This window comes from Iamia sp. SCSIO 61187 (assembly GCF_019443745.1).
GTDB lineage: Bacteria > Actinomycetota > Acidimicrobiia > Acidimicrobiales > Iamiaceae > Iamia.
This window is the reverse complement of record NZ_CP050948.1, coordinates 14,349-40,375: the sequence shown is the minus strand read 5'-3', so window position 1 is coordinate 40,375 and position 26,027 is coordinate 14,349. Positions and strand designations below refer to the sequence as shown.

General features: G+C 71.8%; 22 protein-coding genes, 1 tRNA gene and 1 pseudogene. 16 read left to right on the top strand and 8 right to left on the bottom strand.

What is annotated here, in order from left to right; all coding sequences use genetic code 11:
* Positions 1 to 214 precede the first annotated feature (214 nt).
* Complete coding sequence (locus HC251_RS00180) at positions 215 to 706, bottom strand: hypothetical protein (protein ID WP_219943311.1); 492 nt, start codon at positions 704 to 706, stop codon at positions 215 to 217.
* A gap of 43 nt (positions 707 to 749) precedes the next feature.
* Positions 750 to 947, bottom strand: coding sequence for a hypothetical protein (locus tag HC251_RS00175; protein ID WP_219943310.1), 198 nt, complete (start codon positions 945 to 947; stop codon positions 750 to 752).
* A 169-nt stretch (positions 948 to 1,116) separates the two neighbouring features.
* Here HC251_RS00175 and mobF point away from each other — a divergent pair, with 169 nt between their 5' ends.
* A complete protein-coding gene (gene mobF / locus HC251_RS00170; protein WP_219943309.1) occupies positions 1,117 to 3,777 on the top strand; it encodes a MobF family relaxase in 2,661 nt (886 codons plus the stop codon).
* A 138-nt stretch (positions 3,778 to 3,915) separates the two neighbouring features.
* Here the strand turns inward: mobF and HC251_RS00165 are convergent, their stop codons facing one another.
* Positions 3,916 to 4,335, bottom strand: a complete 420-nt coding sequence (locus HC251_RS00165) for a heavy metal-responsive transcriptional regulator (RefSeq protein WP_219943308.1) — start codon at positions 4,333 to 4,335, stop codon at positions 3,916 to 3,918.
* A gap of 84 nt (positions 4,336 to 4,419) precedes the next feature.
* Here HC251_RS00165 and HC251_RS00160 point away from each other — a divergent pair, with 84 nt between their 5' ends.
* The 5 genes and pseudogenes from HC251_RS00160 (at position 4,420) to HC251_RS26130 (ending at position 6,844) form a co-directional block, all read left to right on the top strand.
* Positions 4,420 to 4,713, top strand: a complete 294-nt coding sequence (locus tag HC251_RS00160; RefSeq protein WP_219943307.1) for a thioredoxin family protein — start codon at positions 4,420 to 4,422, stop codon at positions 4,711 to 4,713.
* 261 nt (positions 4,714 to 4,974) lie between these two features.
* Positions 4,975 to 5,145: pseudogene (locus HC251_RS26135) on the top strand (NAD(P)/FAD-dependent oxidoreductase); the annotation flags it as partial.
* A 355-nt stretch (positions 5,146 to 5,500) separates the two neighbouring features.
* Positions 5,501 to 5,947 (top strand): DUF5990 family protein, encoded by a 447-nt coding sequence (locus HC251_RS00155; protein WP_219943306.1) that lies wholly within the window; start codon positions 5,501 to 5,503, stop codon positions 5,945 to 5,947.
* A 266-nt stretch (positions 5,948 to 6,213) separates the two neighbouring features.
* Complete coding sequence (locus HC251_RS00150; protein ID WP_219943305.1) at positions 6,214 to 6,432, top strand: hypothetical protein; 219 nt, start codon at positions 6,214 to 6,216, stop codon at positions 6,430 to 6,432.
* A 145-nt stretch (positions 6,433 to 6,577) separates the two neighbouring features.
* Positions 6,578 to 6,844 carry a sigma factor-like helix-turn-helix DNA-binding protein gene (locus HC251_RS26130; protein ID WP_370651325.1) on the top strand — a complete coding sequence of 89 codons (267 nt, stop codon included), beginning with the start codon at positions 6,578 to 6,580 and terminating at the stop codon, positions 6,842 to 6,844.
* A 129-nt stretch (positions 6,845 to 6,973) separates the two neighbouring features.
* Here the strand turns inward: HC251_RS26130 and HC251_RS00140 are convergent, their stop codons facing one another.
* A complete protein-coding gene (locus HC251_RS00140) occupies positions 6,974 to 7,333 on the bottom strand; it encodes a hypothetical protein (protein ID WP_219943303.1) in 360 nt (119 codons plus the stop codon).
* Between the two features lie 134 nt (positions 7,334 to 7,467).
* On the opposite strand from HC251_RS00140, the gene xerC reads away from it, so the two are divergent.
* Positions 7,468 to 8,640, top strand: coding sequence for a tyrosine recombinase XerC (gene xerC, locus HC251_RS00135; RefSeq protein ID WP_219943302.1), 1,173 nt, complete (start codon positions 7,468 to 7,470; stop codon positions 8,638 to 8,640).
* Positions 8,641 to 8,685: 45 nt separating this feature from the next.
* On the opposite strand, the gene HC251_RS00130 is transcribed toward xerC, so the two are convergent.
* Positions 8,686 to 8,762, bottom strand: a tRNA-Ala gene (locus tag HC251_RS00130).
* A gap of 150 nt (positions 8,763 to 8,912) precedes the next feature.
* On the opposite strand from HC251_RS00130, the gene HC251_RS00125 reads away from it, so the two are divergent.
* The 3 genes from HC251_RS00125 (at position 8,913) to HC251_RS00115 (ending at position 13,905) form a co-directional block, all read left to right on the top strand.
* Positions 8,913 to 9,677 carry a DNA-binding transcriptional regulator gene (locus HC251_RS00125; protein WP_219943301.1) on the top strand — a complete coding sequence of 255 codons (765 nt, stop codon included), beginning with the start codon at positions 8,913 to 8,915 and terminating at the stop codon, positions 9,675 to 9,677.
* A 491-nt stretch (positions 9,678 to 10,168) separates the two neighbouring features.
* Positions 10,169 to 12,934, top strand: coding sequence for an EAL domain-containing protein (locus tag HC251_RS00120; RefSeq protein WP_219943300.1), 2,766 nt, complete (start codon positions 10,169 to 10,171; stop codon positions 12,932 to 12,934).
* A gap of 125 nt (positions 12,935 to 13,059) precedes the next feature.
* Positions 13,060 to 13,905 carry a hypothetical protein gene (locus tag HC251_RS00115; protein WP_219943299.1) on the top strand — a complete coding sequence of 282 codons (846 nt, stop codon included), beginning with the start codon at positions 13,060 to 13,062 and terminating at the stop codon, positions 13,903 to 13,905.
* 54 nt (positions 13,906 to 13,959) lie between these two features.
* On the opposite strand, the gene HC251_RS00110 is transcribed toward HC251_RS00115, so the two are convergent.
* Positions 13,960 to 14,400 carry a hypothetical protein gene (locus HC251_RS00110; RefSeq protein ID WP_219943298.1) on the bottom strand — a complete coding sequence of 147 codons (441 nt, stop codon included), beginning with the start codon at positions 14,398 to 14,400 and terminating at the stop codon, positions 13,960 to 13,962.
* 158 nt (positions 14,401 to 14,558) lie between these two features.
* On the opposite strand from HC251_RS00110, the gene HC251_RS00105 reads away from it, so the two are divergent.
* From HC251_RS00105 to HC251_RS00095, 3 genes are all read left to right on the top strand, one after another.
* Positions 14,559 to 18,101: a bifunctional diguanylate cyclase/phosphodiesterase gene (locus tag HC251_RS00105; RefSeq protein ID WP_219943297.1), complete on the top strand. Its 3,543-nt coding sequence runs from the start codon at positions 14,559 to 14,561 to the stop codon at positions 18,099 to 18,101.
* A 143-nt stretch (positions 18,102 to 18,244) separates the two neighbouring features.
* Positions 18,245 to 19,462: a magnesium transporter MgtE N-terminal domain-containing protein gene (locus HC251_RS00100; protein ID WP_219943296.1), complete on the top strand. Its 1,218-nt coding sequence runs from the start codon at positions 18,245 to 18,247 to the stop codon at positions 19,460 to 19,462.
* A gap of 1 nt (position 19,463) precedes the next feature.
* Entirely contained in the window at positions 19,464 to 19,970 is a 507-nt protein-coding gene (locus HC251_RS00095; RefSeq protein ID WP_219943295.1) for a DUF1003 domain-containing protein, read from the top strand.
* A 230-nt stretch (positions 19,971 to 20,200) separates the two neighbouring features.
* Here HC251_RS00095 and HC251_RS00090 read toward each other — a convergent pair whose 3' ends face one another.
* Both HC251_RS00090 and HC251_RS00085 read right to left on the bottom strand, forming a co-directional pair.
* A complete protein-coding gene (locus HC251_RS00090) occupies positions 20,201 to 21,814 on the bottom strand; it encodes a peptide chain release factor 3 (protein WP_219943294.1) in 1,614 nt (537 codons plus the stop codon).
* Positions 21,811 to 22,272, bottom strand: coding sequence for a Fur family transcriptional regulator (locus HC251_RS00085; protein ID WP_219943293.1), 462 nt, complete (start codon positions 22,270 to 22,272; stop codon positions 21,811 to 21,813). The genes HC251_RS00090 and HC251_RS00085 overlap by 4 nt, the downstream gene beginning before the upstream one ends.
* Before the next feature lie 183 nt (positions 22,273 to 22,455).
* On the opposite strand from HC251_RS00085, the gene HC251_RS00080 reads away from it, so the two are divergent.
* The 3 genes from HC251_RS00080 to HC251_RS00070 are packed head-to-tail and all read left to right on the top strand — an operon-like array spanning position 22,456 to position 26,011.
* Entirely contained in the window at positions 22,456 to 24,039 is a 1,584-nt protein-coding gene (locus HC251_RS00080) for a DUF4214 domain-containing protein (protein ID WP_219943292.1), read from the top strand.
* A gap of 34 nt (positions 24,040 to 24,073) precedes the next feature.
* The gene (locus HC251_RS00075; RefSeq protein ID WP_219943291.1) at positions 24,074 to 24,895 is read left to right on the top strand and encodes an inositol monophosphatase family protein; all 822 of its coding nucleotides are present in this window, start codon (positions 24,074 to 24,076) and stop codon (positions 24,893 to 24,895) included.
* Between the two features lie 51 nt (positions 24,896 to 24,946).
* Positions 24,947 to 26,011 carry a hypothetical protein gene (locus HC251_RS00070; RefSeq protein WP_219943290.1) on the top strand — a complete coding sequence of 355 codons (1,065 nt, stop codon included), beginning with the start codon at positions 24,947 to 24,949 and terminating at the stop codon, positions 26,009 to 26,011.
* The last annotated feature ends 16 nt before the right edge of the window (positions 26,012 to 26,027 follow it).

Below are 26,027 nucleotides of genomic sequence, written 5' to 3'. Positions count from 1 at the left end.
CCGTCGGAGGGCGATTCGCTGGCGATTCGCCCTCCGACGTCGTGGTGGAGACGATGGGACTCGAACCCACGACCCCCTGCTTGCAAAGTCGCTGAGGGCGTTTCCGTCGGTCCTGGTCAGAGGCCATTTCCGCAGGTCAGCGACGGTTTCCCGTCCCAACCCGTCCCGCCGGATCACCCCGGGTATCGCGCGTCTCGCGGAGTTTTCGCGGACCTCAGAGGCCAGGAGGCTCCAGATCCCGGCCGTCGGCCCGAGGGATCCGGCGCCGCTGAGCGAGACGTCGAAGCTCCGGGAGAGCCTCCCGGTCCGAGGGCCGGTCGACGGTCTCCTTCGACGTGATCACGTCGTCAAGAGCCGCCACCCGCACCGCATGGCCGTCGATCGTCAACGTCACCGCTCGCTCCTCGAGGTCGGCATACCGCACCTCCCCATCGGGTGACGGCAAACCTCGCAACACGTCGAGGTCACCGAGCACGGTGCGCCACGTCGAGAGCTCCATCGGGGCCAGGAAGTCTCCGTCGCGATGCGGCGGCACGAACCCCTGCGAGAGCCCGTCGACCCTGAGCCCGGCATCGAGCTCGACGAGGACCTCGCCGACCCGGTCCAGGTTCTCGGGCGTCCACTCGACGCACACGTCGAGGTCCCGGGTCAGCCGCAGGGCGCCGTGCGCAGCAGCAGCCTGGCCGCCGACCATCACGAACCTCACCCCGTGACGGAGCAAGGCGCCGAGGACATCGCCCCGGCGGAGGTCAGGACCGGGCGGGTCGCCCACCGGCCGCTGCCCGACGCCGCTCGTCCTCGGCCACGTACTCCAGCGCCTCGGCCAAGGTGACCCGGCGACCGGCGATCACCGTCGTGTCGTCATCGCGGGTCGGAGCAGCATCGGCGACCACAGCCCGCCAGGCCTCACCGTCCACCGCCGCCACCTCCTCACCGCTCTGATCCATGCCCCAAGGCTACGTGATCGTCCCCACAGTCAGCCCCCGACACATGTCCATGCGATTCCCGTGAACGATCTCGCGGCCCGAAGAGGCCTAGAGCCCATGTGGGACAGACGAGTGCATTCCGGCGAGCACGATCCGGCGCACGACCTCGATGGCGTGGGGTCGTGGTCGGATGATGCGGGTAACGACGCTCAAGGCGGCCGGCGATCGGCTGGGCGGGCTGCTGGCCTACTACGCCGGGCTGGCCGAGGATCGCCAGCGGCCCGGGCCGCCGCGAGGGCCGGTCGAGTACTACCTGGACCCGGACGAGCCGGCAGGGCGGTGGTGGGGACGGGGCCGACATGCGCTGGGTCTGGACGGCGAGGTCAGCGGCGAGGACCTGCGGGCCGTTCTCGAGGGACACCACCCGCGTTCCGGTGCGCGGCTCGGTCGGCGGTTCGGGGACTCCTCGGCGCGGGGGTTCGACGCGACGTTCTCGGCACCGAAGTCCGTGTCGGTGCTCTGGGCACTCACCCCAGATCAGTGGGTGCGGGCCGAGGTCCTGGCCGCCCACGACGCAGCCGTCGACGCCGCTCTCGCGTACCTCGAACGCCACGGCGCGGTCACCCGGCGAGGAACCGACGGCATCGACCAGGTCGACACCTTGGGGTTGACCGTCGCCTTGTTCCGCCAGCACACGTCGCGGACCATGGACCCGCAGCTGCACACCCACGCCGTCATCGCCACCAAGATCCAGGACCCGACCGGCCGATGGCTCTCGCTCGATGCCCGGTTCCTCAAGCAGCAACAGCGCACGATCGGATGGGTCTACGACGCCGCCCTCCGCAGCGAGCTGACCGCACGCCTCGGACTTGGTTGGGAACCGCTCGACGGCGGACAGGCCGACACCACGTGCGTTCCCGAATCGGTGCGCGACCTGTTCTCGGCCCGGAGCGCCCAGGTCGAGAGCAAGCTCTCCGACCTGCTCCGGGCCTGGACCGATGAACACGACGGCGCCGACCCCGACCCACGCACGATCGCCCAGCTCGAACGACGAGCGGCCCTCGCCTCCCGACCGGCCAAGGCCCACGGGATCGACGGCACGAACCTGCACCAGACCTGGCGCGAGCAGGCCGCAGCCGTCGGGTTCGACCCCGACGGACTGACATCCGAGGGTGTCGGCTCCCCCATCGACGCCCCGATCCTTTCGGACGACGAGCTCATCGCCGAAGCACTCCGCCGCATCTCGCAGGAGGCATCGACGTGGCTGCGAGCAGACCTCACCCGCCACCTCGCCACGCTCATCGCTCCGAACGACCTCACCGGCTCCGAAGCGGTGAAGCGGATCGACCGTCTCGCCACTTCGGCAGACACGCAGTGCGTTCCGCTCGGCCCACCAACGGAACCTGGTGCGCCACGCCGCCGGGACGGGCGCCCGGTCACCGAGGCCGTCACCGATCGTCGCCTCACCACCCGGGCCGTCCTCGACCAGGAGACCGCTCTCCAACGCTGGGCGGCTGCGAGCTCGGCCCCGGTGGGACCAGCCCCCGATCCACAGCGAGGAGCGTCCGATGCCATGGCATCGCACCAACCGCTCGTACTGGTCGTCGGGCCCGCCGGCACAGGAAAGACAACCACGACCGCCCGAGCCGTCCGCATCCTGCAGCACCAGCGCCGACCGGTCGTAGCACTGGCCCCATCGGGCAAGGCCGCCGACGTCTTGGGCCTCGAAGCCGGTTGCCCGACCGAGACGCTCGCCGCCTTCCTCACCCGCCATCAGCAACGGACGAGCACGCCGTGGGCACCTTGCACCACTGTGGTCGTCGACGAAGCCGGCATGGCCGCCACCGACGACCTCCACAGCCTCGTCACCCTCGCCCAGCGACACCGCTGGCGGCTCGTCGCCATCGGCGACCCCCACCAGCTACCCGCCGTCGGTCGGGGCGGCGTCTTCGCCCACTGGACAGCAACCCTCCCAGCCCACCACCTGCAGACACCCCGCCGATTCGAGGAGGAATGGGAAGCGGGCGCCAGCCTCGGACTCCGCAACGGCGAGCCGGCGGCGGCTGCCGAGTACGAGCTGCACGGGCGCCTGAAGACGGTCCACCCGACACTCGCCGCAGCTCGCGTCGCAGCCATCCACCGGCGATACGAGGATGCTGGCCGAACCGTCGCCATCACCACCAACACCGCCGAGACGGCCCGGCGGATCAACGTCGAGATCCAGCGCCAGGCCAACCCCCGCCCCGGCAGAGGCCGTGTCGCCCTGGCGGACGGCACCCGAGCCGGGCCCGGCGACCGCATCGCCACCCGCCGCAACCAACCCTCCCTCCAGACCACCGACGGCCAACAAGTCCGCAACCGACACACGTGGACCGTCGAGTCGGCCGAGCCCGGCGGTTCCTTGACCGTCGCTCATCCCGACCGAGGGGCCGTTCGCTTGCCGGCCGAGTACGTCGTCGAGCACGTCGAGCTGGGCTGGGCGGTCACCGGCTACGGCAACCAGGGCGACACCGTCGAGATCGGCCTCGCCGTCCTCGAACCCGGCACCACCCGCAACCACACCTACGTCGCCATGACCCGAGGCCGCCACACGAACCTCGCCTTCCTCACCGACCCGACCGGCACCGCCCACGCCGGCGACCTGCTCACCTCGATCATCGAACGCACCCCACGCCACGACTCGGCCCTGGCCATCGACGATGCCCTCCACCGCCAAGCGGCGCGGGCGGCGCCGACCCGCTCGGAGGTGCCACCGGTGACACCGCCGGCGCCCGACCGGATCGACCAGATCCGAGCCAAGCTCGATCGACTCCGACGCCGTCCATCACCGGACCGCAGCCGAGGACTGTAACTACGAGACGCGGATCCCGTCGTCACGAACAGGGCGTCAACCGGCTAGGTGGGTCGCCGGACGCCACGCCGCAGGAGCGGTCGACGATCACCCCCACAACACGCAGCCAGCAACCCTGGCCTTTCCTTGAAACGGGACTCAGGGATGGGCCGGGGAGTCGCTGAAGTCCGAGGGTTGGAGGATGGCGCAGTAGCCGTTGCAGTCGGTTGCGTTCTGGTCGGCGGCACGCGCGGCCAAGCGTTCGAGGATGGACTGGGTTTCAGTGAGTTCGCGGATCCGTTCGTCGACGTCGGCGAGGTGCTGGTGGATGAGGTCGGTGACGTGTCCGCACGGAGGTTCGCCGTCGTCGGAGATCGCGAGGACTTGTCGGATCTCGGCGAGGGTGAGTCCGGCGGTCTGGGCGTGGCGTATGAAGCGCAACCGGTCGACGACGTCGGGGTCGTAGTCGCGGTAGCCCGACGGCGTTCGGGTCGGATCGGCGAGGAGTCCGGTCGATTCCCAGAAGCGGATGGTCTTGGCCGCGACGCCGCTCTGGTCAGCGAGTTCGCCAATGCGCATCCTCGAACCCTCCTTGACCTTCCATCACAGGGGAAGGTTTACGGTAGCTCACAGAACGCAACCCTCCACGCGAGAAGGACCATCATGAAGCTCGAACTGCTGTACTTCGATGACTGCCCGAACTGGAAGATCGCCGCCGAACGCCTCGACGGCATCGCAGGAGGCCGTGGCCTGACGGTGGAGCGTCGCCTGGTGACGACGCTCGAGGAGGCCGAGGCGGCCCGATTTCGGGGTTCGCCCACGATCCTCGTCGACGGCGAGGATCCCTTCGCCTCTGGGGACGAGCCGTTCGGGCTGGCTTGCCGCGTGTACCAGACCCCCGACGGCCCGGCCGGATCCCCCGCGACCGAGCAGCTCGAGGCGGTCCTCGATGCGTGAACGGATTTTCGCGCCGGTCGCGCCCGTCGGCGCGATCGTGTGCTGCGGTGCGAGGGGCTGATCGCCGGGCTGGTCGGCGGTGTCGCTCTTGCCGCGATCGGACAATTCACCGCGGTCTCGATCGCCGGTCACGGCGTCGTCGTGGTGATCGCCTGGTTGCTGGACCGGCGACGGTACCGCCATGACCCCAGTGGCGACACCCATGACCGATCGGCACGACTCGAAGGAACGCAGCGATGACCGACACCTACGATCTGATCGTCATCGGCGAACAAGCGCTCCTCGCAAGGCTGGAGGGTCACCATCGTCGACGAGCTCCCCTACGGGGGCACGTGTGCCCTGCGCGGCTGTGACCCCAAGAAGATCCTGCGCCGTGGCGCCGAGCTCATCAACAGCGCCCGGCTCATGGCCGGCAAGGGCATCGACGCCGACGGCATTGCTCGGCCCCCGAATACGGCGAGCTGATCAACCTCTTCAGCCTCGCCATCAAGCTCGGCCTCACCACCCGACAGCTGAAGTCGATGACCGCTGCTTACCCCACCGTCGGCTCCGTCCTCGGCTCGATGCTTTGACCGAGCCCGGCAGCGCCTCGACTATCGCTCGCAGCGGACCACCTTGACCTCGCAGTAGGGGGATCCGTTCTTCGGTCGCCATCGACGACCCGAACGACCGGGAGTGGGCCCCTGAGTGCTCCTCAACGGGGTGCTCGGCGATTTGCGACGATCGCGGCGACGACGGGGACCCCGCCGACGACGCCCCTCCAACTGCTTCGGGCAGAATCGGTCTCGTGCGCATCACGATCATCGGCGTAAACGCCCCGGGGCGCGAGTTCTGCCGTCCTGACGGATCGGTGATGACCAATGTCCACGTCGGAGTTCAACTCGGTCAAGAGCCCACTAATCTTGTGTGCGCCGACACCGATCCAGCCACCTGGAAGCTCGATGTGGACGTGGCCGACCGTGACGGCGACGCAGACTTTCGCGGACCAGCCGTGCAGGGCAGGCGCGGAGACCGATTCGTCTACCTGACATGGGGGGAGTTGGGCTCGAGCGGGGACTTCGAGATGTTCCGCCGCGCCAAACTGATGCTCAATCGAATCGACGTGACCATCGTCGAAAGAGCACGCAAGGCGGAGCACCTGGTTGCCAGAGTCGACCTGACCGGCGGAGATGGTGGCCCGCGCTGCGCCCGCGTGGACCCTCCGGCGATCGCGTGGTCTGTTCAACCGTCCTGAGACACTGCCCCTGATCGCCGACTGGTGGCCATACCAACCAGCATCTCGTGGACGTTCTGATCGCCGGGCCCGCACGGTGCAGTGGGAAGAGCTCCCGGTCATTTGCCGTCGCGCAGGACTGCGCCTGGCCGCGCGCTGGCCTCCTCCGTCGGAACGAGCTCCTTCCGGAGACGAGACCAAGCAAGCCGCTGATGGATGGTGGTCGTGAACCCGATCGGTGACTGCGGGCAACACCAGGGGTGCAAGGTCGACGGCGGGCTGGGACGATGACGGGCAAGCCTGCGAGCGATGCCGACGTCCTGGTCCGGTCGCTGTCGGACCCCAAAGCGTTCGGCGAGGTCTTCGACGAACACGGCGACGCCGTGTTCGGATACTTCGCTCGGCGGGTGCCGCAGACCGAGGTCGCCGACCTGGCGGCCGAGACGTTTCGTGTTGCCTTCGATTCCGCGCTCGCTCCGGACCCGGAGCGGGGACAGGTGCGGTAGCGGCTCTACGGACCGGCGACCACCGTGTTGCGCCACCATCTGCGGAGCCGCCGGGAGGACGCTGCGCTCCTTCGCCTGATGCCCGCCCCGCCGCTTCGGGCGACGCCCAAAACGACCACGATGGCGCCATTGACGCAGCTGCGGCCTGGCCGCCGGTGGCCGCAGCCCTCGAGGCCCTAAAGCCTCCGACCGTGAGGCCCTGCTGCTGTTGGCGTGGGAAGAGCTGTCCTACAGCGAGATCGCTGAGGCGACTGACGTCCCCGTCGGCACCGTGCGATCCCGCATCAACCGTGCTCGCCGTCCGGGATGCCGCCCTCACCGACCCAAGCGGGTCCGCTTGGGCATGGCGCCTCCTCGGGGAGACGCCCCGGTGACGGAGGTCAGGCGGGGCGCGAGAGAGGCCGAGCGATGATGCTCGGCCCCATCGTGTCGGCGGTGGGTCCTCGCCCACTCCTCGCCAACAGTGCCCGAGAGGATACGTGCTCTTGTGGCATTCCGGGTGGATCACCTCAGAGCATGGATGCAAGGCGGGCCGACGTGGTCAGGGGCGACGACGTCGACGCCTCCTCTCCACGACCACCCTGAGAAGGGCCATCAGCTCCTCGTCGTTCCACCGATCCTCGTTGCGAATAAGCCAGCGGTAACAGGTCCGACAGCACAGGCGGGAGCGGTAGGCGATGCGGTCCAGGCCGCACCATCGGCACCGGCCCCCGGCAGCTCGGCACGACTCACACTCACCGAAGTCGTCGACCTCCAGGTCACGCCGGCAGGTGCGGCAGTGCTCGGTCCAGATCCCGTTCTCTCGTTCCCACTCCGGACGGTCGTCGAGATCCTCTAAGGCCCACCATGAGGCCCGACGGGCAAGCCGGTCATACCGGTCCAGGATCTCGTCGTAGCCCACCAACCGCCAGTGTTGCGGCTGCGTTCCGACAATGTCGTCGCAGGGCAGGATGGTCCCCGCTCGTCGACGGCGTGATGTCGACCTTCTTGGAGTTGCGAGGCCTAGGGGCCTGGACGATCTCGGAGGTCGGTGTCATGGCAGTGACGAAGCTGGAGAACGGTCGGTGGGAGGCGTCCTACCGGGACCCGTCAGGGCGGGAGCGGGTCAAGCGTCATCGCACCCGGGCAGAGGCCGATCGGTGGCTTACCACCGTGAAGGGCCAGATCCACAGGGGCGACTACGTCGACCCCCGGCTCGGGCGCACCCTATTCTCCCGCTGGGCGCAGGAGTGGCTCGACGGCTCGGCCCACCTCAAGCCGAAGACCCGAGCCGACTACGAGGGTCTGCTTCGCGTCCACGTGATGCCGACCTTCGCCGACCGTGCCGTCGCTGCCATCACCCCGGGCGACGTCCGGAGGTTCATCTCCGACAAAGTGGGCTCGGGATCGGCCCCCGGGACGGTGCGTGGCGCTCGCAAAGTGCTGCGGCTCGTCCTGGCCGTCGCTCAGGCCGAGGGGGCCATCCGCTCGAACCCGTGCGACGGCGTACGTGTCCCACCATCGCCGAAGGCTGAGATGGTCTTCCTCGACGCCGAGCAGGTTGAGGCGCTTGCCCAGACCATCGATCCTCGGTACTCGACGATGATCCGGGTCGCCGCCTACACCGGCATGCGCGCTGGCGAAATCGAGGCGCTCCGTGTCGGACGTACAGACCTCGAGGTCGGTCGTCTGACCATCGCCGAGTCGGTCACCGAGGTACAGGGTCACGGCCTCGTCTTCGGTCAGCCCAAGACCTACGAGCGGCGCTCGGTCACGCTCCCGCCGTTCCTCACCGAGGAGCTGCGCTCCCACTTCGGCGGTCGCGACCTTGACCCCCAGGCCTTCGTCTTCACCTCGCCCGAGGGCGGCGTAATCCACCACAAGAACTTCTACAACCGGTCGTTCAAGCCGGCCGTGCGCGCCGCCGGGTTGCCCGAGCGAACTCGGTTCCACGACCTCCGCCACTCCTGCGCCGCCCTCTGCATCGCTCTCGGCGCCCATCCCAAGGCGATCCAGGAGCGCTTGGGCCACTCGTCGATCACGGTCACCCTCGACCGCTACGGCCACCTCTTCCCCAAGCTCGACGAGGCGCTGACCGGCCGCCTCGATGAGCTCCACCGAGAGGCCGTGTCGTCGTTCCGTCCCGGTCCCATCAGTGACGGTGCGTCACAGGATCTCCGCAGGGGTCCCTCTGCGTCTCGCGGACTTTCCGCGGACCTCGGGGTGTGAGCCTCGGAGGACGGTCGGCCTGTAACCCCCTGACCAGGGCAGATCTGGTGGAGACGATGGGACTCGAACCCACGACCCCCTGCTTGCAAAGCAGGTGCTCTAGCCAGCTGAGCTACGTCCCCGTGTGCCTCTGACCGGGTCAGGCCCAGGTCGTGAGGGTGCGGACCCTCCTTCGGTCCTGGCCGTCCCTGGCGGCGCGGCGCGGAGGCGCAGAGTACCGCTCGCGCCGCAGCACCGGCAGACCGTCGTGGACCCGTGGCATCATCGGGCCGATGGGGAGGGCGGGGGACGGGGGGAGGCCGGCTCTGGCGGCCGCCATCAGGGCGGCGCGGGGGCGCGAGGGGCAGCGGGCGTGTGCGGCGCGCGTCGGCGTCGGCCACTCGACGTTCGCCCGGTGGGAGACGGGCGAGACGGTGCCCGACCGTGAGACGACGATCCTCCTCGACGCCGCCCTCGGCCAGAGGGGCGCCCTCGTCAGCCTGCGGGGCCACGACGACTGGGATCCGTCGGGGCCGGGGGCCACCGAGCACTCCCATGCCTTCTCGGACGAGTGGGTCGGACCGGTGTGGGTGCGCGTCGTCCCCGCGACCGACACCGTGGACCACGTCCTGCTGTGGCGGTGGGGCATCTGGGAGCGCCGGGTCGAGGTCGACCTCGACGCCGACGGCGTGGTGCTGCTCACCGAGCGCAACCAGGCCGTGGGCTTCGGCGGGCTGCCGGCCGCCCGGCTCACCGCTGATCACCCGGTGCACGCCCACTGGGGCATCGGTCCGCCGGTCGGCCTGCCCCACGTCATGGACGTCCAGGCCGGCTGGTACCCGGCCGAGAGCGAAGCGCTGCTCCGGGTGGCGGGCTCGATCCTGACCGACGCTCTGGTCTGGTGCGGGCGGACGCCGGGCGAGCTGGCCACCTTCCTCGGGGTCGAGGAGCGTGCGGTGCTGGCGTTCCTCCAGGGCATCCCCTTGAGCGCCCTCCTCGACGGCGACCAGGACGACGGGTCCGCCCCCGGCGTCGCCGGGGCCGACGATCCCGGCTGATGGCGGAGACGGCGGCCGACGAAGTAGCTGCCCCGGATCCGGCCCGCTCCGTTCCCCCCGCCGTGACCTGCGCCCATGATGGGAGCAGGTCGAGGTTGGGGGGAGGGCTTCGACCGTACCCACGGGCCCGTGCCACCGGCACGGGCCCGTGGTGTCGATCCCTCGGTGTGGCGGTCCGTACCCGGGTGTGGCGTTCCGCACCCGCCCGGCCCTCGCCCCAGGCCACGGGGTCGACGATCAGTCCTCCACAGGCCCGCCCGGGGTCCGCGGGGTTCGAGGGTGCGGGTGGTCGAGCCGACCCCAGGCGACCACGGAAAGAGGTCGTGTCAGACATTTGAACACGGAGCGTGCTTGTGGAACAATGCGCCGAGCGGGCGGACCACCACTGGTCGCGTCCAGCACCCGCCGCTACCTGCCGCCATGACACCCTCTCTCGCCCCCTCGCCCGCTCGCCGTCCGCGACGCCGCGGCGCGCCTCCTGGGACCTGTCGGTGACCGAGTCGGGGGGACTCTGGGACGGGCGGTGGGTGGTCTGTCGTGCCCACACGCTGGCGCAGGCCGCGGCCGACGCCCGCGGCGACGACCCCGGGCCCGCCATCGTCGGGCTCGAGCACCTCCCGCCGTCGGCCCAGCCGTCGGTCGTGGCCCTGGTCGGCGACCTGGCCCGCCCCGTCGACGCCCAGGTCGCCCTGCCGTTGGCGGCCGGTGGCCACGCCCTCCTGACCCTCCGGGGCGACCCCGCCCACGTCGAGGTCGTGGTGCGCGGCGCCGGCCCCCGGCCCGACCCCGACCCGGGTGAGACCCTGGTGACGGTGCTGCCCGACGGCCGGCGGGCCGAGCTCATCGGCGTCGCCGCCTGCGTCATCGACCCCGACGGCACCACCGCCGCGGTCAGCCCGGCGCTCGCCGACCTGGCCGGTGTGCCGGCCCGCGTCCTCGCCCGCGACGGCATCGTCGCCGTCGTCGACCCGGCCGACCACGGCCGGGTGCTGGCCGTGGCCCGCGGCATGGCCGATGACGCCGTCGGCGTCCGGATCCAGCCCAGCGACGGTGGCCCGACCCGCTGGGTCGACATCCGCGGCGTCGACCTCCAGCCCGAGGCGTCGTCCATCGCCGACCCGGCGCCCACCGACCACGGGCGCCTGCTCCTCATCACCGAGCTCCACGCCCGCGCCGGCGACCTGGCCCGGGCCGCCCACCGCGCCTCGGCGGCCTTCCTCCAGGCCCCGTCGGGCCGGGCCCGCCTCGCCCGCGACGGCACCATCGCCGCCGCCAACCCGGCGATGGCCCGGTTCTTCCAGGCCGACCCCGACCACCTCATCGGACACCTCCTGGTCGACCTCATCGACCACGGGGACCGAGCCGCCCTCAGCGCCCTCCTCGACGCGGTCTTGTCCGGCGACCTCGGCTCGGTCGAGCACGAGGTCCGCCTGGCCGCCCGCGTCGCCCCACCGGACGCCGACGCCCTCCCCCGCCCCGACGAGCCGCCCGCCGTGTGGGTGCGCATCCAGGTCGAGGCGGTGACCACCGCGGTCAGCACCGAGGCCGACGTCGAGCTGCACGACATCACCAGCCGTCGCCGGGCCGAGAGCGACCAGCGCGACACCGTCGACGCCCTGCGCTCGGCCTTCATCCACGCCCCGACCCCGATGGCGGTGGTCGAGCTCGACGGCACCATCCGCGAGGCCAACTCCGAGCTGCGGGCGCTGCTCGATCTCGGGGGGGTCGACTCCCAGCGGGTGCGTCTGGCCGACCTCTCCCCCGAGGACGATCGCCACCTCATCGACTCCGTCCTGGCCGAGAGCACCGTCGGCCGCCGGGGCCGGGTCGAGTGCCGGCTGCGCCGCCACGACGGGTCCGTCGGCGTCGTCGAGCTGTCCGTCTCGGCCGTCACCACCCCCGACCACCTGAGCCCGTTCGCCATCGCCCAGGTGAACGACATCACCAGCCGGCGCGACACCGAGGAGAAGCTCCTCCACCAGACCCTGCACGACCCGCTGACCGGCCTGGGCAACCGCCTCCTCCTGCGCGAGCGGCTGGAGCGGGCCACCACCCAGCGGGCCCAGGTGCCCTTCGCCCTCATGTTCATCGACCTCGACCACTTCAAGTGGATCAACGACACCCACGGGCACGAGGTCGGAGACGCCCTGCTGGTCGAGGTGGCCGGTCGTCTCCGGGACTCGGTCCGCACCGACGACACCGTCGCCCGCCTCGGTGGCGACGAGTTCGTCGTCCTCGCCATGGGCGTCAACGACCCCGAGCGGGCCGGGCTCCTGGCCGGCAAGGTCCGGGCCGCCATCGCCGAGCCCATCTCCGTCGAGGGTCACGTCCTGGGCGTCACCGCCAGCGTCGGCGTCGTCCTCTCGGGGTCCGAGCACACCAACGCCGACGCCCTCCTCCGCGACGCCGACCTGTCGATGTACCAGGCCAAGAGCACCGGCCGCGACCGGCACCAGGTGACCGTGGGCGCCGACGCCGCCGCCGCCCGACCACCGGTCTCCGAGGCCCTCCGCCTGGCGCTCGCCACCGACAGCCTACGGCTGTTCCACCAGCCCGTCATCGACCTCCGCACCGGGCGGGCCGTCGGCACCGAGGCCCTCCTGCGGGTCGCCGACCCCGTCACCGGCACCCGCCCCCCCGGCCGCCTGCTCGACGGCGTCACCGACGCCGAGCTGCTGGTCCAGCTGGGCGGTTGGGTCCTCGACCACGTCCTCGAGCAGATGCAGGGCTGGGACGACGCCGGGATCGGGCCGCTGTCCATGTGGCTCAACCTGAGCGGGCCCGAGCTCACCACCGACTCGATCCTCGAGCGGGTCAGCAGCGCCCTCACCAGCACCGGTGTCGACGCCACCCGCATCAACATCGAGATCCCGGAGCCGACGCTCCTGATGGCCGACAGCCGGGCACTGGACCGCCTGCGCACCTTGGCCGCCCTCGGCGTCCGGCTCGGGATCGACGACTTCGGCACCGGCAGCGCCTCCCTGGCCCACCTGCGCTCGCTGCCCATGCACTTCCTCAAGATCGACCCCTCGATCGGCCGGCGCCTCCGGGAACCGGGCGGCCGGGCCGTGGTCGAGGCCGTCGTCGCCGTGGGCCGGGCCCTCGGGCTCGACGTCATCGCCGAAGGCATCGAGGACCAGGGCCAGCTCGAGGTCCTGGCCCAGCTGGGCTGCACCCACGCCCAGGGGAACCTCTTCGCCGCCCCCGCCCCCGCCGAGACGCTCACGCTCGGCGACGGCCTGCTCGGTCCCGGGTGAGCACGACCCGCTGACCGATCGAACCTGCTACCCCCAACCCACCCCATCACCTGCTCCCCCCGGCCCCTCTCGTATCGTCGCGAGCCGGCGGGGGTGGAGCGACGAGCCACAGGAGGCCAGATCCCGTGGGATCTTCCGACCGAGACCCCATCCCATCGCTCGGCGACGACGCGATCATCGACCTGCGCGACGGGGTGGTCGAACCCCTCGTCCAGGCCGGAGGTGGCGAGGACGTCACCCCCGGGACCGACCTGGCCCACGCCGAGGAGGTCATCGACCTCCGCGATGCCCGTCCGCCGAGCGGCCGGCCGGCCGAGCTCCAACCCGGTCACCGCATCGTGACGATCACCGGCGGCGACCTGTGGACGCAGGCCGAGGCCTTCGTCTACGACATCTACCGCCAGGTCGGCTACTGCGAGGAGTCCCCCCGCAACCGCGTCGAGGAGCTCGCCCGTTGGGAGACGCGCTCACGGCTCCACGCCGTCATGGACGACGCGGGCGAGGTCATCGGCGTGGTCCGAACGATCTTCGGCCCCTACGACGAGCTCCCGGTCGGCCAGTTCGAGCGCACCGACACCTCTCACCCAGACCCGGTCTGCGAGCTGTCGTCGCTCACGGTGCGGACCGACGTGCGCAGCACCGGTGTCATCGAGCACCTCTACCGAGCCGGGTGGCTCGACGCCTTCCGCTCGGGCTCGACGACGCTCGTCGCCCTCATCGACGACTGGCTGCTCGAGGTGTTCCAGGGCACGTACCGTCTGCCCTTCACCGTGATCGGGACGGGCAAGGAGTACATGGGCAGCACGCCCGTGCCGGTGGCCATGCCGCTCCACGGCCCGGACTACCAGATCACGGCCGACGAGAACCCCGACTTCTGGGCATGGACGCTCGAGGCGCTCACTGCCGACGAGGCCGACCGGTGGTCGCTCCCCCTGCTCGCGGGGGCCGAGGCCTCACCTCCGCCGTCCTAGCGGGCGCGCAGACGGGGGCGAGCCCACCATGCGCGACCGGCTGGCCGGGCGCCCCTACGCTTCGTGAGCAGGACCTGAGGTCTCGCGCCGCTGGTTCCGCACGTTGCGGGCCACGCCGACGACGGCGTTGGCCCCGAGCAGGAGGGCGAGCACTCCGATGACGATGTACGCGATCGCCGGGAAGTCCTCCCGACCGGCCCATGCCAGCCACACGTAGGGAGCGACGAACGAGGCACACGCGACCATGGCCCACCGGCTGGCGTACCCCACCCGACGATCGACCAGACCCGTGACCAAGCGCGCCGTGCCCAAGGCGTACGGGACGGCGGTGACGATGTCGAGGATCCCGAAGACGACGACCGTCGTCCGGCTGTACTGCGCCAGCGTCGAGTACGCGACGACGAAGCGGATGATGACGAAGACGACGACACCGACAACCCACGACAGCTCCAGCACCTGGCGGCGCGTGGCCGTCGGAGCCTCCTGCGTCGTCACGGCCGTCCCCATTCGCTGCTCCGGGCTGTTGGGTTCCTGCGTCGTGGCCGGCACCAGTGTGGACCCCTCCCCGTGACCCTAGCGCAACGCTCCGCGGTGGCTGGACCATCCTGTGCAGCTGTCCAGCAGGAATCCTCTCCATGCCGAGGTCGCTGCCGATGAGATCACCTGTGACGTGGACGTCGTGGCGCCAGAACGGGTGGGTCGTCGCCCTGGTCGCGGGCCTCGTGGTGTCGGTGGCAGGGGCTCTCACCCTGGGACCGACGGCGAACGGGCTCCTCCAGCAGATCCTGGGCTGGGCCTCGGTGTCCATCGGCATCACGATCGCTCGGCGCAGCGAGGGGATGGTCCGCCGGACCTGGTGGTGCTTCGCCCTGGCCAGCTCGGCGTTCCTGATCGGCGGCCTGGCCCGGACCGTGCACGGGCTGCTCATCGACGTGGAGCGCCCCTTCCCCTCACCGGCCGAGGCCGCCCTCGTCGTGGGGCACATCCTGCTGATCACCGGGAGCATCCTCCTCGGTCACCTCCGCTCACCCGATCGTGATCGGGCCGCCATCATCGACGGCGCGCTGATCGCCGCCGGGATCGAGACGGTGGTCTGGGTCGCCCTGCTGTGGCCCTATGTGAACGACGCCACCATCCCCGCGGCCGCCCGAGGGATGAACGTCTTCTACGCCATCTTGACCACAGCCCTGCTGGCGAGCATCGCCCGCCTCGCAGTGGGCCCCGGGGCCCGGACGACCAGCTACCGGCTGCTCGCCGTGGCCGTCGGGCTGATCTTCGCCCAGGACCTGGCCGTCACTGTCGAGGCCGCCGGCGGCCCCGAGGCCCGGCTGGGCCGGGCCCTGGCTCCGTTCATCTTCGTCTTCTTCGGGGCCGCCGCCCTCCACCCTCACCTGAGCCGCATCACCGAGGCGGCCGACACCCTCCACGTCAAGCTCACCTGGCAGCGCGTGGCCCTGCTCGTGGGGGCGCTCCTCATCAACCCGGCGATGCTCGCCGTGCAGGAGGTGCTGGGCAACGAGCCGGCCGTCGCCGTCCACATCGTCAGCTCCGTCATCATCTCCGGCCTGGTCCTCGCCCGGCTCACCTACCTGCTCCGCAGTCACGAGCGGGCGACGCTCATCGAGCAGGGGCTGCGTCGAGCCAACGCACTGCTCGCCGTCGCCCCCGGACGGTCCGAGATGGTCCGCGCCCTCGTCGAGGCGGTCACCGAGCTGGCCGGCCGCTCCAACGGAGTCCGCGCGGCGGTCGTCGTCGCTGACGGTACGCACCTCCTGGTGAAGGGCTCCTCGGGTCCCGGCGCCGGTCTGGTGGCCGGTGGTCGCCTGCCAGTCTCCGACGTGGCCTGGTGGACCCGCCTGGGGGACGACCCCATCGAGGTCGAGGACAGGCCGATCGACGCCCCGCACCGGGCCTCGGCTCCGATCCGCACCTCCTACGTCGTCCCCCTCGGCATCTCCCAGACCGAACGCCACGTCCTCATCGTGACCTCGACCGACCCGCTGCCGGTCGTCCTCCGCGGCGCCATCGAGTCGCTCGCCGCCACCGCCTCGCTAGCGCTCGAGACGGCGGAGCTGTCCGAGGCCCTCCAGCGCAGCCGCATCGAGCGTCGGTTCCAGGCCCTGGTGGAGAACTCGTCGGACCTCATCGTCACCGTCGACGCCGACCGCACGATCTCCTTCGTCAGCCCCGCCTGCCGCCGGCTGCTGGGGCGCGACGAGGCGTCCCTGCTCGGCGCCCCCGCCCGGGACCTGCCGGTGGCCGACGACGTCGCCCTGCTCGAGGACCTGCTGGCCCAGGCCGACGGGGCGACCTTCTCCCTGCCGGTCGAGATCCGCCTGCGCCACGCCGACGGGTCACCCCGGTGGTTCGAGGTGGCGGCCCGCGACCTCAGCTTCGAGCCCGAGGTCGACGGCTTCGTCCTCAACTGCCGCGAGGTCAGCGACCGCAAGGACGCCGAGCTTCGGCTCTTCCGCAGCGAGGCCCGGTTCCGGGCGCTCGTCCAGAACGTGGGCGACGTCGTCGCCGTCATCGACGACTGGGGTCGCTTCACCTACGTCTCACCGGCCGTCACGCCGCTGCTGGGCTACCGCTCCGAGCAGCTGCTCGACACCCCCGCCACCGCCATCGTCGTCGCCGACCAGCGGCGGGAGGCCCAGGAAATGCTGCTCGGCGCCCTGCGCGGCGCCGCGGACCGGTCGACGCCGCAGAGCATCGAGCTGCGGGCCCTGGCCCTCGACGGCAGCGTGCGCACCCTGGACGTCACCGTCAGCGACCTGCGCCACGACCCGGCCGTGCACGGCATCGTCCTCAATGCCCGCGACGTCACCGTCCGCAAGCAGCTCGAGTCGACGCTGCGCCACCAGGCCCACCACGACGCCCTCACCGGTCTGGCCAACCGGACCCGGTTCGGCGAGCTGGTCGAGGTCACCTCGGCCGAGGGCAACGGCTCGGCCTGCGTCCTCTTCGTCGACCTCGACGACTTCAAGACCGTCAACGACAGCCTGGGCCACGCCGTGGGCGACGAGCTGCTCATCGCCGTCGCCGGCCGCCTGACCGCCAGCCTCCCGACCGGGGCCACCGCCGCCCGCCTCGGCGGCGACGAGTTCGCCGTCCTGGTCCGACCCACCGACGACGACCTCGGCCCCGTCGGCGTGGCCCTGCGCCTGCTCCACGAGCTCCGCGTCCCCTTCGACGTCAACGGCTGGGAGATCGTGGTCACCGCCTCGATCGGCATCGCCGCCATCGGCGACGAGGGAACGACCGCCGAGGTCGTCCTGCGCAACGCCGACATGGCCATGTACCTCGCCAAGGAGCGGGGCAAGGACCGCGTCGAGCTGTTCGAGGAGGCGATGCACGTCACCGCCTTCGAGCGCCTGGAGCTCAAGGCCGACCTGGCCCGGGCCATCACCTCGGGCCAGCTGGCCCTGGTGTACCAGCCCGTCGTCTCGCTCGAGACCGGCCGCATCACCGGGGCCGAGGCCCTCGTCCGCTGGGACCACCCCCGCCGGGGTCGCCTCTCCCCCGACGCCTTCATCGGCATCGCCGAGGAGACCGGCCTCATCGTCCAGCTGGGCCAGTGGGTGCTCGAGGAGGCATGCCAGCAGCTGCGCACCTGGCAGCTGACCCTGCCCTCCGACGCCGCCCTGTCGATGAGCGTGAACCTGTCGGTCCGCCAGTTGGAGCAGGCCTCGATCGTCGACGCCGTCCGCGACGTCGTCGACCAGTTCGCCCTCGACCCCAAGACCCTCACCCTCGAGATCACCGAGACCGTGGTCATCGAGCACATGGAGGACGACCGCAGCCGCCTCACCGCCCTCAAGAACCTGGGCGTGCAGCTGGCCCTCGACGACTTCGGCACCGGGTACTCATCGCTGCGCTACGCCGACGACCTGCCCGTCGACGTGCTGAAGGTGGACCGCAGCTTCGTGTCCGGCATCACCGACGACGAGGCCACCCCCGTCCTCGAGGCCATCGTGGCCCTGGGTCGGCGCCTCGGCGTCCACACCGTCGCCGAGGGCATCGAGAACCCGAACCAGATCACGGCCCTCAAGAGCGTCGGCTGCGACCTGGGCCAGGGGTACTGGTTCTCGCCGCCGGTGGCCCCGGAGGCGTTCGCCGACCTCCTCACCCGGAACCTGTCCAGCGGCGGGTTCGACACCTCGGGCCAGACCGACGAGGCCAACAGGGACAGCTGACCGGACTGCGTCGCGCGAGACCAGGGGGTCAGACACCATCCCACCGTCGGGGGACGGATCTGGCCTGATCGGCGAGGTCGGAAGGTATCTGACCCCGGCAGCCGGCCCCCGCCGGAACGGGGTGGCACGGGTAGGTTTCGGGGGTGCCCGGTCCGATCTTCGTCTCCCGTCTGGTGCGGCTCCCGCTGCTCGACGCCGACGGGCACGCCATCGGCCGCGTTGCCGACGTGGTCACCGTCCCCTCCGGGGACGAGCCGGCCCGGGTGCTGGGCCTCGTGGTGGCCGTCGACCGGCGGAAGATCTTCGTCAACGAGGCCCGCATCGGGTCGATCGACCCCACCGGGGTCCGCCTGCGCTCGGGGATGATCGACGTCCAGCCGTTCCGCCAGCGGCCGGGCGAGAAGCTGGCCATGGGCGACATCCGCGGCACCCGCATCGGCGACGCCTACATCGTCGACATCTCGATCGAGGAGTCGGCGCGCACGGGCTTCTGGTTCGTCGTCGCCGTCGCCCTGGGCGGGCGCGGCCCCCTGCGCCGGAGGAGCACCCACGTCGTGGAGTGGGGCGACGTGGCCGACCAGTTCGACGCCGGGCCCGAGTACGCCGAGGTGGCCGAGCTCCGCAACATGCACCAGTCCGACGTGGCCGAGCGGATCCGGAGCCTGCCCCACGCCAAGCGGCGCCGGCTGGCCGAGCTGATGGAGGACGACCGCCTGGCCGACCTGCTGGAGGAGCTGCCCGAGGACGAGCAGATCCGCCTCCTCGAGGGTCTGGACCTCGAGCGGGCCGCCCACGTCATCGAGGAGATGGAGCCCGACGACGCCGCCGACCTGCTGGGCGAGCTGCCCGAGCCCGAGCGCCAGCGGCTGCTCGAGGCCATGGAGCCGGAGGAGTCGACGCCGATCCGGCGGCTGCTGGCCTACGACGACGACACCGCCGGCGGGCTCATGACCCCGGAGCCGGTGGTGCTGGGGGCGGCGACGACCGTGGCCGAGGCGCTGGCGACGGTGCGGGCGCCCGACCTGCCCATGGAGCTGGCGGCCCAGGTCTTCGTGGTCCGCCCGCCGACCTCGGTGCCGACGGGCCGGTTCATCGGGACCGTGCCCTTCCAGCGGCTCCTGCGCGAGCCGCCGGCCACCCGGCTGGAGGACTGCGCCCACGAGGACCCCGAGCCGGTCCCGCCGTCGATGCCGCTGCGCGACGTGGCCGAGCGGCTGGCGACCTACGACGTCATCGCCGTCCCGGTGTGCGACGCGGCGAACCGCCTCGTCGGCGCCGTGACCGTCGACGACGTCCTCGACCACGTCCTGCCGCCCGACTGGCGCCGCCGCCGCCGCTACGCCGCCGGCGAGGGGGCCTGACGTGGCCCGCCGCCCCTCCGACCTCTCGCGGCCTCGGCGGCGCCTGGAGTGGACCGGGTTCTACGACCCGGATGCCTTCGGCCGCTTCTCCGAGACCATCGCCCGGTTCCTCGGGACCGGCCGGTTCCTCATGGGCCAGACGATCCTCGTCGTCATCTGGATCGTCCTCAACCTGGCCCTGGTCCGGTACCGGTGGGACCCGTATCCGTTCATCCTCTTGAACCTGGCCTTCTCCACCCAGGCGGCCTACGCCGCCCCGCTGATCCTCCTGGCCCAGAACCGCCAGGACGACCGCGACCGCCGCCAAGCCGAGCTCGACCGGCAGGTGAACAACCGCACCCAGGCCGACACCGAGTACCTGGCCCGCGAGCTGGCCTCGGTGCGCATCGCCCTGGGCGACGTCGTCACCACGTCCGACCTCCGCGACGCCGTCGACCGGATGGCCACCGCCCTGGAGCGCATCGAGACCCGGCTCGCCGACCTCGAGCCAAACCCCCCCACCGACTGATCGCCCCAGCACGAGGAGCGCAGAGAACGGCGCCGCAGCGAGCAGGCAAGCTCACGTGACGCTCTCTGTCCGGCGCAGCCGCTGGGGGGTGCGGGGGGTCTCCCCCCGCAGAGGAGGCGTGGCGCCGAGGAACGAGGCGTCCGGCTCCGGACGGTGTTCGGCCCCGAGCGCAGCGAGGGACGACAAGCTCGAAGGAGTGGAGTGAGCGCCAGCGAACGAACGACTGAGACCTAGCCAGCCAGCCGCGCCCCCACGAGCGGGTCGAGACGGAGGTCGGGTTGCTCGGCGGCGACGCGGTCGAGCCAGAACTTGCTCTCGAACAGGGCGAGGCGGGTGCCGTCGGCCCGCTCCAGCACGGTGACGCCGCGCATGCCCCGGAGGGCGGCCGAGCTCTCCTCGTCGGTGACGCGGGCGACCGTGTAGGCGGTGGGGCTGAGCTCGACGGGCGCCCCGAACTCGGTCTCGAGCCGGTGCACGGCGACCTCGAACTGCATGGGCCCGACGGCAGCGAGGATCGGCGCCATGTCGCCGAAGGCGGGGTCGCGCAGCACCTGGACGACGCCCTCCTCGTCGAGCTGGGCGACCCCCTTGCGGAACTGCTTGGCCTTGCTCGTGTCGCGCACCCGCACGACCGAGAACTGCTCGGGGGCGAACGACGGGATGGTCGGGTAGGCGACGTGCTCGTCGAGGTAGAGCGTGTCGCCGACCCGGACGTCGGTGGCGTTCACCAGGCCGACGACGTCGCCGGGCCAGGCCACCTCGATGGTCTCGCGCTCCTGGCCGAACACCGAGTGGGCGTACTTGGTGGCGAACGGCTTGTGGGTGCGGGCGTGGGTGACGACGACCCCCCGCTCGAACCGCCCCGACGACACCCGCAGGTAGGCGATGCGGTCGCGGTGCGACTTGTCCATGTTGGACTGGACCTTGAACACGAGGCCGGAGAAGGGTGCGTCCAGCGGGCGGGCCTTGCCGTCCTCGTCGACCCGCGGCGCCGGCGACGGGGCCAGGTCGACGACGGCATCGAGGAGGAGACGCACGCCGAAGTTGGTGAGGGCCGAGCCGAAGAAGGTCGGCGAGGTCTCCCCCGCCCGGAACAGCTCGTCGTCGTGGTCGGCGCGGATCTCCGACAGCAGCGACAGCTCGTCGGACGCCTGGGTCCACGCGTCGCCCTCGCGGGCGGCGGCGTCATCGGCGTCGAGGATCTCCTCGGGCGCCTCGGTCGCGCCCCGGGCGACCCGGGTGAAGCGGACGTAGCGCCCGGTCCGGCGGTCGACGACGCCCCGGAAGTCCCCGGGGATGCCGACCGGCCAGGTGACCGGGGTGGGCATGACGCCGATGCGCTGCTCGACCTCGTCGATCAGCTCCAGGGCGTCGCGGCCGGGCCGGTCCCACTTGTTGATGAAGGTGAGCAGCGGCAGCTCACGCTCGCGGCAGACCTCGAACAGCTTGAGCGTCTGGGGCTCGATGCCCTTGGCCGCGTCGAGGACCATCACCGCGGCGTCGGCGGCGGCGAGCACCCGGTAGGTGTCCTCGGAGAAGTCGCGGTGCCCGGGGGTGTCGAGCAGGTTGATCACGTGGTCGCGGTACGGGAACTGCAGGACGGTGCTGGTGATGGAGATGCCGCGCTGGCGCTCCATCTCCATCCAGTCGGAGGTCACCGCCTTGCGGCCCTCGCGGGCCTTCACCGCGCCGGCGCCGGTGGTGAGGGCCCCGCCGTAGAGCAGGAACTTCTCGGTGAGGGTGGTCTTGCCGGCGTCGGGGTGGCTGATGATGGCGAAGGTGCGACGCCGGGCCGCCTCGGTGACGGCGTCGCTCGCTCGCTCGCCAGGGGTGAGGACGGTCATCGAGGGGTGCAGTCCGAGCAGCGGCCCACCAGGTCCAGGCGGTGCTGCTCGGCCCGGAACCCGGCGGCGGCCGCCGCCTCGACCAGGGCCGACTCGAGCCGCTGCTCGACCGGGCCGGGCACGGTGAAGTCGGCGACGATCCCGCAGTCGGTGCAGATCAGGTGGTGGTGGTGGCCGGCGAGGTCCTCGGCCAGCTCGAAGCGGGTGAACTCGTCGCCCCCGGCGATCCGCTGGACGACCCCCGCCCCCTCCAGGACGCTGAGGTTCCGGTACACCGAGCTCTGGGGCAGCCCCCGACCCCGACCAACCACCTCGGCGGTGGTCAGGGGCCGATCGGCCTGGGCCAGGATCCGGACGAGGGCCTGGCGGTTGGCGGTGTAGCGCTGGCCGGCCCCCCGGACGCGCCGGGCCACCTCGACGTCGAGGTCGTGGAGCGTGGGCGGAGGGGCGGCGGGCACGGCGCTCAACCCTAGCGGCCGCCTGCCGACTGAGAACGGGTGAGAAGCCGGGGATCCGACCGTCTCCGACTTCCCAAGCGATCGTCGCACTCGTAACCTGACCGCAACACACCGGCTCCCATGGCGGATGTCCGGGATCGCGCCACCCTCTCGCTCCACCACCGCTCCCCCACGAGGCCCGCCATGCAGGACCATCGTCCCGACCCGCAGACGCCCGCCCCGACCCGCCTGACCCGACGCCACGTCCTCGTCGGGGGGGCCGCCGTCGGGAGCGTGGTCGCCCTGCGGGGCCTGCCCGCCCTGGGCCAGGAGGACGGCGACACCCCGTTCGGCTCGTCCTCATCGTCGACCACGTCCACGAGCACGACCACCACGACGACGACCCCGTCGACCACCACGACGCCGCCGACCACCACCACCCCACCGATGACGGCGACGCCCGTCGAGCCGGTGCACCCCGACGACCCGCCCATCCCCGAGCAGCGCGACGGGTTCGACACCCTGCTGACCGAGAGCCCCGACCGCGGGATCATGTTCCCGGTCTTCCCCAACAGCGCCACGACGTGGACCCGGAACCAGGACACCTACGGCGCCTGCCGCTCGGGCTGCTCCCGCCGCCACCAGGGCGAGGACCTGATGGCTCGGTCGATGACCAAGCTGCTGGCGGTCAAGAGCGGCACCATCGTGGAGCTCCGCCACCGCTCGACGGGCAACTCGCTCTACATCCGGGGCGACGACGGCTGGTTCTACTGCTACCTCCACATCAACAACGACCGGCCGGGCACCGACGACGGCAGCAACCTGGTCGCCAACGCCTGGGGCCCGGGGCTGCGGCAGTTCGCCACCAGCTCCACCACCATGAACGAGGCCGCGGCCCGGGGCCACCGGGTCAAGCAGGGCGAGCTGGTCGCCTTCTGCGGCGACAGCGGCAACGCCGAGGACTCCGGCTCCCACCTCCACTTCGAGATCCGCAAGCCGGCCTCGGGCGACTTCCGCACCGAGACCTCGCGACTGTGGGCCTCGGCCTCGGTGAACCCGCGCGAGTCGTTGCGCAACGCCATCCCGGCCAAGGAGGGCGGCTCGGTCCCCCCGGAGACGTTCCGGCCGTGGGACAACTCCATGGGCTTCGTGGTGTACCAGTACCGCGACTTCCTCGGCCGCGCCCCGAGCACCGACGAGATCATCTACTGGGGCACGAAGCTCGACGAGGGGTCGAAGACCCCCGACTGGCTGATGCAGTTCTTCCTGGAGTCCCGTGAGTGCGACTCCATGGTCCACAGCGTGGCCCGGCTCTACCAGGCGTTCTTCAAGCGGCTCCCCGACTCCGAGGGGTTCAACGGCTGGATGGACGCCATCCGGAGCGGCTCGTGGCCGCTGACCCGCATCGCCCAGCACTTCGCCGGCACCACCGAGTTCACCCGGATGTACGGATCGCTCGACGACGGCCAGTACGTCGACCTCGTGTACCAGAACGTCCTCGGGCGGGCTCCGGACGCGGACGGCCGGGCGTACTGGATCGACCGCCTCCGCAACGGCTGGAGCCGGGGCCGGCTGATGACGCACTTCAGCCAGACCCCCGAGTACACGACCCAGCACGAGAACCGGATGCACGTCGTCGCCTGCTACGGCGTGATGCTCGAGCGCGTCCCCACCTCGTCGGAGCTCTCGGCCTGGCTGACGCACCTCGACGGCGGCGGGACCTGCCGCGAGATGGTCGCCATGATGCGGATGTCCCAGGAGTACGCCACCACCGTCGCCAGCAGCTGACCGGACGCCCCCGGGGGCGTGCCAGGATGCCGCCATGTCGTCGCCGTCAGCGTCCGCCGCCCCGCCCGCCGACCTCGACCTCATGGCCGAGGCGGTCGAGCTGGCCCACCTCGCCGGCCAGGCCACCCTGCCGTGGTTCCGCCACGTCGACCTGGCCGTCGACCGCAAGGGCGACGGCACCCCGGTCACCGCCGCCGACCGCGAGGCGGAGCGCCTGATCCGGGCCGAGCTGGCCTCGCGCCACCCCGACGACGGCGTGCTGGGCGAGGAGGAGCCCGAGACGCCCGGCACCAGCGGCCGCCGCTGGATCCTCGACCCCATCGACGGCACCAAGGCCTTCACCCACGGTGTGCCGCTCTACAGCAACCTCCTGGCGGTCGAGGACGAGCACGGCATCGCCATCGGGGTGATCAACATCCCGGCGCTGGGCGAGACGGTCTGGGCCGGGCGGGGCCGGGGCTGCTTCTGCAACGGCGAGCCCGCCCGGGTCAGCACGGTGGGGTCGATCGACGAGTCGTTCATCAGCACCAGCGGGTTCTCGCCCTGGTCCGACGAGGCCCTCCTCGCCCTCCAGCAGACCGACGCCCACCTCCGGACCTGGGGCGACGGCTACGGCTACGTGCTCGTGGCCACCGGTCGGGTCGAGGCCATGATCGACCCGGCGGCCGAGCTGTACGACCTGGCCCCCATGCCGGTGATCATGGCCGAGGCCGGTGGGAGGTTCACCTCCCTCGACGGGGAGGACGGGCCCGGCCACGGCAGCGGCATCGCCAGCAACGGCCTCCTCCACGACGACCTCCTCGCCCTCCTGGGCGGGGCAGACCGCACGGCCCGACCCGGGGTCCGCCCCGGCTGAGGCCCCGAGCGCGACCTGAGCGGCGATCGCGCCACGGGCCATGATGGCCGGGTGCGCCTCCGCCCCACCGTCCCTCGACGTGGCCGGCGCCTCGCCCTCGCCGGCAGCGTCGTCGCCCTCGCCATCGTGGTGCTGACGGGGTCGCCCGCAGCCGCCGACCCGCCGGGCCCGACGGACTACCGCTCCGAGGTCACCGACATCACCCCCGAGGTCGACGGCATCACCGCGTCGGTCGTGGGGGGAGACGGCTTCCTCCTCCTCGAGGTGGAGCCGGGCACCACGGTCGAGGTCCCGGGCTACACCGGCGAGCCGTACCTCCGCTTCGGGGAGGACGGCACGGTCGAGGAGAACCAGGCGTCGGCGGCGACCTACCTGAACGAGTCCCGCACCCGCACCGAGGCCGACCGGGACTACGACCCCGAGGCCGAGCCCGAGTGGGAGGAGGTCGCGACCGACGGACGTTGGGCCTGGCACGACCACCGCATCCACTCCATGGCCGGCGACCTCTCCGGTGACACCGAGGTCGCCCACCGCCGCGGGGTGCCCTGGACGGTCCCCCTCGTCGTCGACGGCGACGAGGTCACCATTTCGGGCTCCTACCGCCTCCTCGACGCCCCCAGCCCCCTGCCGTGGGCCGCGCTGGCCATCGTGCTCGCCCTGGCCCTGGCCCTCGGCTTGGGGCGGGTGGTCCCGGCCCTGCCCGCGGCGGGGGCGACGGTGCTCGTGGCCGGGATCGGCGGCATCGTCGCCGGCATGGCCCAGAGGGGCGAGAGCCCCCCCGGCGCCCCGACGTCGCCCCTCGTCGTCATCCTCCCCGCCATCGCCGCGGTGGCCGGGATCATCGTCTTGATCCAGCGGGGCCGGGTGCTGCGGGCCGTCGCCGCCCTGGCCGGGGCGGCCGCGGCCGGCGGCTGGGCGATCGTCCGCCTCCCGGTCCTGTGGAAGGCGGTGCTGCCCACGTCGTTGCCGGCGGGCACGGACCGGGCGCTCACCGCGGTGGCCCTGGGTGCCGCCGCCGGTGCCGCCGCCCTCGTCGTGCGCTCGGGTGCCCTGGCCCCCGACCTCGGCGACCCCGACGGGTCCTCCCCGGCCCCGGAGGTCGCGGAGAGCGCGTGACCTGACCAGGAGTGGG

Coding starts and splice junctions, on each gene's coding strand:
- HC251_RS00075 (WP_219943291.1), top strand. CDS start 24,074: ATGTCGTCGCCGTCAGCGTCCGCCGCCCCGCCCGCCGACCTCGACCTC.
- HC251_RS00150 (WP_219943305.1), top strand. CDS start 6,214: ATGACGGGCAAGCCTGCGAGCGATGCCGACGTCCTGGTCCGGTCGCTG.
- HC251_RS00125 (WP_219943301.1), top strand. CDS start 8,913: ATGGGGAGGGCGGGGGACGGGGGGAGGCCGGCTCTGGCGGCCGCCATC.
- HC251_RS00080 (WP_219943292.1), top strand. CDS start 22,456: ATGCAGGACCATCGTCCCGACCCGCAGACGCCCGCCCCGACCCGCCTG.
- mobF (WP_219943309.1), top strand. CDS start 1,117: ATGATGCGGGTAACGACGCTCAAGGCGGCCGGCGATCGGCTGGGCGGG.
- HC251_RS00160 (WP_219943307.1), top strand. CDS start 4,420: ATGAAGCTCGAACTGCTGTACTTCGATGACTGCCCGAACTGGAAGATC.
- HC251_RS00090 (WP_219943294.1), bottom strand. CDS start 21,814: ATGACCGTCCTCACCCCTGGCGAGCGAGCGAGCGACGCCGTCACCGAG.
- HC251_RS00105 (WP_219943297.1), top strand. CDS start 14,559: ATGAGATCACCTGTGACGTGGACGTCGTGGCGCCAGAACGGGTGGGTC.
- xerC (WP_219943302.1), top strand. CDS start 7,468: ATGGCAGTGACGAAGCTGGAGAACGGTCGGTGGGAGGCGTCCTACCGG.
- HC251_RS00165 (WP_219943308.1), bottom strand. CDS start 4,335: ATGCGCATTGGCGAACTCGCTGACCAGAGCGGCGTCGCGGCCAAGACC.
- HC251_RS00175 (WP_219943310.1), bottom strand. CDS start 947: ATGGATCAGAGCGGTGAGGAGGTGGCGGCGGTGGACGGTGAGGCCTGG.